The 9,508-nt window shown below is 71.9% G+C and carries 9 protein-coding genes; 5 read left to right on the forward strand and 4 right to left on the reverse strand.

From position 1 onward, the window contains the following. Both ABZY33_RS35340 and ABZY33_RS35345 read right to left on the reverse strand, forming a co-directional pair. A partial coding sequence (locus ABZY33_RS35340; protein ID WP_356495818.1) for a DUF305 domain-containing protein occupies positions 1 to 729 on the reverse strand: 729 nt, incomplete at its 3' end. A gap of 146 nt (positions 730 to 875) precedes the next feature. Then, a complete protein-coding gene (locus ABZY33_RS35345; RefSeq protein WP_356495819.1) occupies positions 876 to 1,292 on the reverse strand; it encodes a DUF6153 family protein in 417 nt (138 codons plus the stop codon). Positions 1,293 to 1,420: 128 nt separating this feature from the next. Here ABZY33_RS35345 and ABZY33_RS35350 point away from each other — a divergent pair, with 128 nt between their 5' ends. The 4 genes from ABZY33_RS35350 (at position 1,421) to ABZY33_RS35365 (ending at position 6,630) form a co-directional block, all read left to right on the forward strand. Further along, on the forward strand, positions 1,421 to 1,942 hold the full coding sequence (locus ABZY33_RS35350; RefSeq protein ID WP_356495820.1) for an AAA family ATPase: 522 nt from the start codon (positions 1,421 to 1,423) through the stop codon (positions 1,940 to 1,942). Positions 1,943 to 2,425: 483 nt separating this feature from the next. Further along, a complete protein-coding gene (locus tag ABZY33_RS35355) occupies positions 2,426 to 3,928 on the forward strand; it encodes an NAD(P)/FAD-dependent oxidoreductase (RefSeq protein ID WP_356495821.1) in 1,503 nt (500 codons plus the stop codon). 13 nt (positions 3,929 to 3,941) lie between these two features. After that, positions 3,942 to 4,988: a diiron oxygenase gene (locus ABZY33_RS35360; RefSeq protein WP_356495822.1), complete on the forward strand. Its 1,047-nt coding sequence runs from the start codon at positions 3,942 to 3,944 to the stop codon at positions 4,986 to 4,988. Positions 4,989 to 5,022: 34 nt separating this feature from the next. Then, entirely contained in the window at positions 5,023 to 6,630 is a 1,608-nt protein-coding gene (locus tag ABZY33_RS35365) for an FAD-dependent oxidoreductase (protein WP_356495823.1), read from the forward strand. A gap of 13 nt (positions 6,631 to 6,643) precedes the next feature. Here ABZY33_RS35365 and ABZY33_RS35370 read toward each other — a convergent pair whose 3' ends face one another. Further along, positions 6,644 to 7,333, reverse strand: a complete 690-nt coding sequence (locus ABZY33_RS35370) for a TetR/AcrR family transcriptional regulator (protein ID WP_356495824.1) — start codon at positions 7,331 to 7,333, stop codon at positions 6,644 to 6,646. Between the two features lie 214 nt (positions 7,334 to 7,547). Beyond that, a complete protein-coding gene (locus ABZY33_RS35375) occupies positions 7,548 to 7,763 on the reverse strand; it encodes a hypothetical protein (RefSeq protein ID WP_356495825.1) in 216 nt (71 codons plus the stop codon). A 251-nt stretch (positions 7,764 to 8,014) separates the two neighbouring features. Between ABZY33_RS35375 and gdhA the strand changes: the two genes are divergently transcribed. Continuing rightward, on the forward strand, positions 8,015 to 9,370 hold the full coding sequence (gene gdhA / locus ABZY33_RS35380) for an NADP-specific glutamate dehydrogenase (RefSeq protein ID WP_356495826.1): 1,356 nt from the start codon (positions 8,015 to 8,017) through the stop codon (positions 9,368 to 9,370). The last annotated feature ends 138 nt before the right edge of the window (positions 9,371 to 9,508 follow it).

Consider the following 9,508-nt stretch of genomic DNA (forward strand, 5'->3'; position numbering starts at 1 on the left):
CGGCAGCAGCCCGGGCCCCCGGGCCCGGACGAAGTCCGCGAAGGTCTCCGCGGTCGTGTACCGGGGGCAGAAGCCGAGCGTCTCGCGCATCTGGGTGCCGAGCAGCCGGTTCATCCGGGTGATCTCGGCGGTCTGCGAGGTGATGACGGAGTCCGCCATCTTCCTGGCGGCGGGGAAGACCCCGGCGGCCTTCTCCGACCGGGCCATGGCCACGGCGCCCTTGTGGTGCTGGACCATCATGGTCAGGAACGCGGTGTCGAACGCCTTGCCGGACGCCTTCTTGAGCGCGGCCATGTCCTCGGTCGACATCATGCCGTCCATGCCGTTCTTTCCGTCAGTGGCGCCCGTGCCGTCCATGTCGTGCGGCGCGTGGTCCATGGCGCCCTCGGCGGGGTCCTTCTCGCCCCAGGAGGCCAGCCAGCCCGTGAGCGTCTTGATCTCCGGGCCCTGCGCCTCCTTGATCGCGGCTGCGACCTCCTTGACCTCGGGCGACGCCGCCCTGGCCGGGGCGAGGGCGGCCATCTCCAGAGCCTGGCGGTGGTGCGGGACCATGCCCCGGGTGAACGTGAGGTCGGCGGCGTTGTGCCGGTCCTGGGAGGCTGTGGCGGACGAGCCGTGGCCCTCGTGCGCGGCCGGCGTGTGGCCGCTCGAACCGCACGCGACGAGCGCGAAGGACGCGGCGCCCACGGTCGCGGCGAGGACCGAGCGGCGGATGAGTTTGGTGTTCATGTAGGTGCAACTCCTGGATGCGCGGGCCGGTACGGGCCCGCGAAGAGAGGGAAAAGAGCATGGCTCGAACGCGGCCCCGCCCCGCCCGGTGGTTCCGGGTGACGTCCCGGTTCCGGTCCGGACAGGCAGGCGCCGCGCCGGCCGCTCTATATCCGTAGGAGTTGCAACTCGGCGAGATCGGGTGGCGCCCGTCCGATCTCGGGTGCCCCGGTCGCGTGTGACGGCGACACCGGGGTTCCCGGCGCGAGACCGGGATAGGACACCGGCGGGGGCGGGGCGTAGGGGGCCCCGATGCCGGCGGCCGCGCACGTCGCGTCCGCGTGGTGCGCGCGCCCGGCGCCGCCGCCGTCGTGCACGCAGTGCCCGGCGCCGTGGTCGGCGTGCCGTTCGGGCAGTGCCGCTACGCCGTGACCGCTGCCGTGCGTGGAGGTCTTCCCCGGCATCGGCACCGGGCTCAGCCCGTGCATGGCGAGAAGACCGACGAGGACCGCCGCCGTCAGCGCGAGCAGCACGAGGCCGCGCCCGGCGGGGCGGCGGCTCGGCGGCGGAACGGCGAAGGGCACGGGACCATCGTAGATTGGCGGCCCGGGGGCGTTACGCATCAGGGGAGCACACCATGGACCCTGGCCGGGGCCGGGTTCCGTGGCGTGATCGGCACGGGCCCGTGCGGTGGTCCCGCTAGAGTCGGCCCGTGATCGTATGGCTCAACGGAACGCACGGAGCGGGCAAGACGACGACCAGCGCCCTGGTGCAGCAGTTGATCCCGGATTCACGGGTGTTCGACGCCGAGAAGGTCGGCGAGACGCTCATGGACATCACCCCCGGGCTGCCGGAGACGGACAACTTCCAGCACTGGCCGCCGTGGCGGCCGCTCGTCGTGGAGACCGCCCGCCGCGTCCTCGACTACACCGGCGGCACGCTGGTCGTCCCCATGACCGTCCTGGTCGAGCCGTACTGGCGCGAGATCCGTACGGGCCTGGCCGGACACGGCATTCCCGTCCGGCACTTCGTCCTCCACGCCGACCAGGAGACGCTGCGCGGCCGCATCGAAGGCGACCTGGTCATGGGCCCCTCCACCTTCCGGCACGCGTACGTCGAGCCCTACGCCGAGGCGGCCCGCACCTGGCTGCACGCGGCGGCGGAGGTCGTCGACACCACGCACCTCACCCCGGCCGAGGCGGCCCGGCGGATCGTGGCGGCCCTCAAGAGCTGAAATCGTGTCATGTGACGCTGCTGTCGGGGCAGTTGGTGAGGTATGGAACGTTTCCGCGGGTACGCCGGGCCGGCGGTGATGTGGGCCCTGGGTATGGCGGTGGGGCACTCGCTGTTCGACGGCTGGAGCTGGGACACGCTCTGGTAAGCGCTGACTGCCGGCCTGGCCTACTTCCTGCTCGCCCCCCTGGTCGACCGCCGAGTCTGACGTGGTCCCGGACGGAAGCACGCCGGCGCCGTGCGGCGTACGCGGCGCGGTCGAGTGCATCCCTCATGCGGCGTCAACTCTCTGCTCGCTACTTTTTCTGTGATCTACATCATGTTACCGAGGGTATCTGAAACACCGTGTCGCAGGTAAGTTGCGAAGCACACGCCGCAGTGGAACCCGGTGTCTGAACATCCGCCGACGCCCGCAGCAGCGCCGAAGACCCTCCGCCCCCTGCCTCTCCCGGGGGCCCGCGAGCGAGAGCGAGGACCCTCCGCGATGGAGCAGCAGCAGGTCGACGTCCTGGTCATCGGAGCCGGCATATCCGGCATCAGTGCCGCCTGCCACGTCCTGCGGGACAATCCCGGCGCCTCGCTCGTCCTGCTGGAGCGCCGCGCCCGCGTCGGCGGCACCTGGGACCTCTTCCGGTACCCGGGTATCCGCTCCGACTCCGACATGCCGACCTTCGGATTCGGCTTCCGGCCGTGGCGCGACGCGCGCATCCTCGCGGACGGCGCGCAGATCCGCCAGTACGTCGAGGACGCGGCCGCCGATCTCGGCCTGCTGGAGCGCACCCGCTTCGGCCGCCGGGCGATCAGCGCCGACTTCTCGCACGACAACGGACGGTGGACGGTCGAGGTCGAGGACGAGGCCACCGGTGAGCGCGAGTCGTACAGCGCGGGCTACCTCGTCGGCGCGACCGGCTACTACGACTACGACGAGCCCTACCGCCCCAAGTTCCCCGGGGAGAGCGAATTCCGGGGCACGGTGGTCCATCCGCAGCACTGGCCCGAGGGCCTCGACCACACCGGCAAGCGCGTGGTCGTCATCGGGTCCGGCGCCACCGCCATCACCCTGCTGCCCGCGATGGCCGACGACGCCGCCCACGTCACCATGGTCCAGCGCTCACCCACGTACATCCTCACGCTGCCCAAGGTCGACCCGCTCACCTCCGTCCTGCAGAGACTGCGGGCCCCGGCCCGCCTGACGTACCGCGTCGTGCGCGCCCGCAACATCGCGCTGCAGCGCGGGAGTTACGCCTTCTGCCGCAAGTACCCGCGCCTCGCCCGCACGGCGCTGCTCGGCCTGGTCCGCGCCCAGGCGGGCAAGGGCGTCGACATGCGCCACTTCAGCCCGCGCTACAAGCCCTGGGACCAGCGGCTGTGCGTCGTCCCGGGCGGCGACCTCTTCAAGGTGCTCAAGAGCGGCAAGGCGTCGGTCGCCACCGACCACATCGACACCTTCACCGCCGACGGCATCCGCCTGAAGTCCGGGGAGGTGCTGAAGGCCGACATCGTCATCACCGCCACCGGCCTGAACGTCCGGCTCCTCGGGGGTATGGCCCTCACCGTCGACGGCAGCCCGGTGGACGTCACGAACCGGGTCCTCTACAAGGCCGTCCTCCTGGAGGGCGTCCCCAACATGTCCCTCGTCATCGGCTACACGAACGCCTCCTGGACCCTCAAGGCGGACCTGGCGGGCAGTTACACCGCCCGCCTGCTCGCCCACATGCGGCGCCACGGGCACGACATCGCCACGCCGCACGCCACCGACGCCGACCGCTCCGAGTTCTCCGTCATGGGCGAGGCGCTCACCTCCGGCTACATCGCGCGGGCCGACCAGGTCATGCCGCGCCAGGGCACCCGCGACCCGTGGCGGCTGTGGAACAACTACTACCGCGACCGCGCCCTGCTCCAGGACGCGCCCATCGACGACAGTTCCCTGCACTTCACCAAGGCGCAGGCGGCCCGGGGCGCCGAGGAGGCGACCCGCGCCGCCTGACCCGCCCGGCCGCGTGGACGACTCCGCGCGGACGGCCCACGAGCAGTGGACGACCTGCGAGCAGACGACCGAGGAACCGAGGACGAAGATGGCTGCGCACCTGACCCGCAAGCTCTACGACGAGCGTCTGCGGACCCTCTCGGAGGGCTCCGTGAACGTCAACTTCAACGCCTTCATCGACATCAAGTGGGACGACCCCGAGTTCGCCGTACGGGCCGACGACCCGCGCTGGGTCCTCACCAGCGCCGACGCCCTGGGCGCCCACCCCTGGTACCAGGAGCAGCCGCTGGAGACGCGGATCCGCATCGGGATCTGGCGCTGGGCGGTGATCGCCAAGGTGGGTATGCAGTTCGAGAACATCCTGATGCGCGGAGCGCTGGACTACCTCTACGAACTGGGCAACCGCAACGAGGAGTTCCGGTACCTCACCCACGAGATCACCGAAGAGACCCACCACACCCAGATGTTCCAGGAGCTGGTCAACCGCACGGGCGTGAACACCGCCGGCGGCAAGCGCTGGTTCCGCAAGGTCAGCCGGTTCCTGCCGCTGGCCGGCTCGCTCTACCCCGAGGCGTTCTTCACCGGCATCCTCGCCGGTGAGGAGCCCATCGACCACCTGCAGAAGGGCGCGCTGCGCAGCGGGGAGCCGGTCCACCCCCTCCCGCAGCGGATCATGCAGATCCACATCGCCGAAGAGGCCCGGCACATCTCCTTCGCCCACGAGTTCCTGCGCCTGCGCGTCCCGCACTTCGGCAAGGCCCGCCGCGGGGCCCTGTCCGTCCTCTTCCCGCTGATCATGCGGGTCCTGTGCGACGTCATCATGATCCCCGACCGCAGGTCCGCGGCGGAGGTCGGCATCCCGGCCTGGGTGATCAAGGACGTCTTCTGGAAGTCCGAGGCCGGCCGGAAGATGCTCCACGACCTCTTCTCCGACGTCCGGATGCTCGCCGAGGACATCGGTCTCATGAACAAGGTGTCCCGGCCGGTGTGGAAGGCGCTGCGCATCGACGGCCGCCCGGCCCGCTTCCGCGGCGAACCCGCCCTGCACCTCGCCGACTGACCCTGCCGCACCACCGAACGGAGACAAGGCCGCCGTGCCGTACGTCGTCACCCGATCCTGCTGCGCCGACGCCTCCTGCGTGCTGGCCTGCCCGGTCAACTGCATCCACCCCGCGCCGGGCGAGCCCGGCTTCGCGACGGCCGAGATGCTCTACGTCGATCCGCGCACCTGCGTGGACTGCGGCGCCTGCACGACGGCCTGCCCGGTCGACGCGCTCAAACCGCACACCGCTCTCGGCGCGGCGGAGTTGCCGTTCCTGGAGCTGAACGCCGCCTACTACAAGGAGAACCCGCACTCCGACCGCACCCCCATGTACGTGGTGCCGCCCCGACCCGGCCTCCCTACAGGAGAGTTGTCGGTCGCCGTGGTCGGTGCCGGCCCCGCCGGCCTCTTCGCCGCCGACGAGCTGCTGCGCCACCCGGGTGTGCGGGTCACGGTCCACGACCGGCTCCCCACCCCGTACGGACTGGCCCGCGCGGGCGTCGCCCCGGACCACCAGGACACCAAGCAGGTCACCCGCCTCTTCAGGACCATCGAGTCCCAGCCCGGTTTCAGCTACCGCCTCGGCGTCGAGGTCGGCACCGACCTCACCCACGCCGACCTGCTGCGCGAGCACCACGCGGTGATCTACGCGGTCGGCGCCGCGACCGACCGGCGCCTCGGCATCGCGGGCGAGGAGCTGCGGGGCAGCGTCTCCGCGACGGACTTCGTCGCCTGGTACAACGGCCACCCCGACCGCGCGCACGACGAGCACGACCTGGACACCGAACGCGCCGTCGTCATCGGCAACGGCAACGTCGCCCTCGACGTGGCCCGCATCCTCACCGCCGACCCCGAGACCCTGGCCCGTACCGACATCTCCGACCGCGCGCTCTCCGCCCTGCGCCGCAGCAAGGTCCGCGAAGTCGTGCTCCTGGGCCGGCGCGGACCCGCGCAGGCGGCGTTCACCGTGCCCGAACTCATCGCACTCCGTGCGCTCAAGGACGTGGACGTGCGCGTCGAAGGATGGCCCGAGGGGCTGGACCCGGACGCCACCGAGAAGACCCGGCTGCTGGCGCAACTGGCCGCGCGCACCCCGGTCGAGGGGCGCCGCCGCATCGTGCTGCGCTTCCTGACCGGCCCGGTGCGGCTCGTCGGCGAGGCGTCCGTACGCGCCCTGGAGACCACCGCCACCACCCTGCGCACCGACGAGGACGGCACCGTCCGCGCCGTGCCCACCGGCTCCACCCAGACGCTGGAGACCGGCCTCGTCCTGCGCTCCGTCGGTTACCGGGCCCGGCCCGTTCCCGGCCTGCCCTTCGACGAGGACACCGCGACCGTTCCGCACGAGGGTGGCCGCGTCACACCCGGCGTCTACGTCGCGGGCTGGATCAAGCGCGGGCCGACCGGTTTCATCGGGACGAACAAGACCTGCGCCCAGGAGACGGTCGCGTCCCTCCTCGCCGACGCCGCGGCCGGCCGCCTCACGCAGCCGGCCGGCGCCACCGGCCCGGCGACGGACGCTCCCGGGCTGGCCGCCTGGCGCGCGATCGACGACGCGGAACGGGCGGCGGGCGAGGCCCAGGGCCGCCCGCGCGTCAAGTTCACGGACACCGAGTCCCTGCACCGCGCGGGGCGCGCCGTACCGGCGGCACGCCGCTGACGGTGCCGCCGGCTCACGCCTTCTCGAGGTCCGCGACGCGCTGCTGCGGCGACAGCTCCACCCCGAGGTCCCGCAGCGTCGCGTCCAGGATCGCCCATACCGAACGGCACAGCATCGCCCGCAGCTCCTCCTCGCTCTGCTCGCGCCGGGAGTCGCGCACCCACTGGTCGACCGAGGTGTCCACGAAGCCGACGATCCCGATCGCCACCGACCGGATCGGCGCCTCCCGCACGCCGAGCGCCTTCAGCACGTCCCCGAAGCGGTCGCCGAGCATCAGCGCGATGGCCGTCTTGGTGTCCGCCACCAGCGACCCGTCACCCATCGAGTGCTGGCCGACGCCCATGTACGCGTACAGGCGCGGATGCAGGGCCACCCAGTCCAGGTGGGCGCCGACCACCCGCTGCACGGCCTCCTCGATCGTCCCGTCGAAGGTGAGCGTGGGCTCCATCCGCCGCATGAAGGACTCCACCACGCGCCGGCGGATCAACTCGTCCAGATTCGCCCGGTCCTTGAAGTGGCGGTACAGCACGGACCGCGGCAGCCCCACCCGCTCCGCCAGCCGCTGCACCCGGAAGCGGGCGCCCTCCTCCTCGATGAGTGCCACGGCCGCGTCCACCAGTTCGACCTGGCGCTGCGCCTTGTGCTCGTCCCACCGGGTGGAGCGCCCGTCGATCTGCGGCTCGCCGCCGGTTCTGTCCGCCATCACGCCAGGATATCGACGACTCGAACACGGGTGGCGGCTGCCGCTCATACCGGCCGGATCCGGTCCCATCGCCCGGCACGCGTCCGCGGCGCCGCGGCCGCCCGCCTCGCACTGCGCCGGCCACGACAACGGGACCCCGGCCCCGGTGGTGAGGTTGCCTGCCTCCTCAACACACCGGGACCGAGGTCCCGTTGCCCCGTGCCGCGGCGCGGGGTCAGCGGCCGGGCGCGGTGACCCAGCCCTTCTTCACCAGCTGGTCACAGTGCCACTTGCCGTAGGACGGGGACTCGCCCTTCGCCTTGGTGGCCTTCAGGCAGTCCGCGTAGGGGAACGGCGGACCGTCCGTGGCGACCGGGGCGGCGCTCGCCATCGAAGTGGCCAGACCGACGGCCGCGAAGGCCGTGGCCAGGACAATGCTCGCTCGACGCATGAAAGCTCATCTTTCGCTCAGTACGGCATGTTCAGGGACACCAACGATCCGGGACGGCCTTCGGTACGCCCCGGGCCCGGACGCCACCCGGGTGCAGGAACCGGGCATCGGCGCGGGTCACCGCCCCGGCCGGGGCGCCGGCCGCGGCGGCCCCCGCCGCACCGGGGGAGACAGCCGCTTTGCCACAATCCTTGTCACCCGGTCCTCATTGACGGGTGCATGCAGGAGCCGCCAGCCCGGGAGGGACTGCCATGACCAACGTGACCACGCACCACCGACTCGCCGACATCCACGCCGAACTCGTCCACCGCAACCCCGCCCAGCCCGAGTTCCACCAGGCGGCCCAGGAGGTGCTGCAGTCGCTCGGTCCGGTCCTCGCGGCCCGGCCGGAGCTGGCGGAGGCCGCGCTGATCGAGCGGCTCTGCGAGCCGGAGCGGCAAGTGGTCTTCCGGGTGCCGTGGCAGGACGACACGGGACGCACGCACGTCAACCGCGGCTTCCGGGTGGAGTTCAACAGCGCGCTCGGCCCGTACAAGGGCGGCCTGCGCTTCCACCCGTCGGTCAACCTGGGCGTGGTGAAGTTCCTCGGCTTCGAGCAGATCTTCAAGAACGCGCTGACGGGCCTCGGCATAGGCGGCGGCAAGGGCGGCAGCGACTTCGACCCGCAGGGGCGCTCGGACGCCGAGGTGATGCGGTTCTGCCAGTCGTTCATGACCGAGCTGTACCGCCACATCGGCGAGGGCACCGACGTGCCGGCCGGTGACATCGGCGTGGGCGGCCGGGAGATCGGCTACCTGTTCGGGCAGTACCGCAGGATCACCAACCGGTGGGAGGCGGGCGTGCTGACCGGCAAGGGGGTCGGCTGGGGCGGCTCGGCGGCGCGCACCGAGGCCACCGGATACGGCAACGTGCTCTTCCTCGCCGAGATGCTCCGCCGGCGCGGCGAGGACCTGGCCGGGCGCCAGGCGGTGGTGTCGGGCTCCGGCAACGTGGCGATCTACACAGTGGAGAAGCTGCACGAACTGGGCGCCCTCGCGCTGACCGTGTCGGACTCGGCGGGCTACGTCGTCGACGAGAAGGGCATCGACCTCGACCTGCTCAAGCAGATCAAGGAGGTGGAGCGCGGCCGGGTGAGCGACTACGCGCGGCGCCGGGGCGCCTCGGCGACCTACGTGCCCGGCGGGTCGGTCTGGGACGTGCCCGCCGACGTCGCCCTGCCGTCCGCGACCCAGAACGAGCTGGACGCCGACGCCGCCACCGCGCTCGTCCGCGGTGGGGTGCGCGCCGTGTCGGAGGGGGCGAACATGCCCGTCACCCCGGCGGCGGTCCGGATCCTGCAGGACGCGGGTGTGGCGTACGGGCCGGGCAAGGCGGCCAACGCGGGCGGTGTCGCGGTCAGTGCGCTGGAGATGCGCCAGAACAGCGGCCGGGAGACGTGGCCGGGGGAGCGGGTGGAGAGTGAACTCGCCGCCGTGATGCGCGACATCCACGACGTGTGCTGGCAGACCGCGGAGCGCTACGGGGTGCCGGGGGACTACGTGAGCGGGGCCAACATCGCCGGGTTCGAGCGCGTGGCCGAGGCGATGCTCGCGCAGGGACTCATCTGACCCGCCGGGGCCGCGCCCAGGACTCCTGGAGAAGTGACGACGGGCCGGTCCGCGGCGCCCGACCGGGGCGGCCCCCCCCCCCCCGCGCCCCAGGGGAAACCACGAACAGAAAAACCCCAACCCCCACAAAACGCAAAA

Origin of the sequence: Streptomyces sp. NPDC006552, assembly GCF_040611655.1 — a bacterium.
In the GTDB taxonomy this organism is placed as follows: Bacteria; Actinomycetota; Actinomycetes; order Streptomycetales; family Streptomycetaceae; genus Streptomyces.